This window comes from Parabacteroides distasonis (genome assembly GCF_004793765.1).
In the GTDB taxonomy this organism is placed as follows: Bacteria; Bacteroidota; Bacteroidia; order Bacteroidales; family Tannerellaceae; genus Parabacteroides; species Parabacteroides distasonis_A.
On sequence record NZ_SRYM01000154.1, the window covers coordinates 1 to 568 of the forward strand.

1 pseudogene is annotated in these 568 nt (G+C 43.8%); it reads left to right on the forward strand.

The features are described 5' to 3' along the window. Nucleotides 1–464 (forward strand): annotated as a pseudogene (locus tag E5342_RS19165) (relaxase/mobilization nuclease domain-containing protein); the annotation flags it as partial. Between the last annotated feature and the right edge of the window lie 104 nt (nucleotides 465–568).

Consider the following 568-nt stretch of genomic DNA (forward strand, 5'->3'; position numbering starts at 1 on the left):
AGCAGCACCGACTGAAAGAGCCGGACAAGTCGAAATACGAGATTTACACGGCTGTAAAGAATGAAATCGGAAAGTCCAAGAACTGGCAGCAGTTACAGGAACGGTTAGCGGAAAAGGGTATTACTATCCTGTTCAAGTATAAGGGGCAGACGGGCGAGATACAGGGCGTTTCCTTTTCCAAAGGCGAATACACGTTCAAGGGTTCGGAAATAGACCGTAATTTCAGTTTTTCCAAACTGGATAAATGTTTTGGGAATGTAGGGCAGACGACAGTCGGAAGCAATAAGCAGACGATTACCGCACCTATTCAGAAATCGGTATCAGTATCCGACAAAGCGGATAATTCTTTTATTGCAGGTTTAGGCAGTCTGTTTTCCGGTTTGTCAGCCCCGGCTGATGAAATGCCCGATGATTCCTTTTTGAGAAAGAAGAAGAAAAAAAAGAAAAAACAACTAAAGTTATAAGAGTATGGAGGAAAATTTGATTTTAGAGGGGCTTCTCTCAATGGTTACAGAACTGAAAGAGAAGCAGGAAGCACAGGTAACGCCAGCCAGTCGGGAGGAAACTC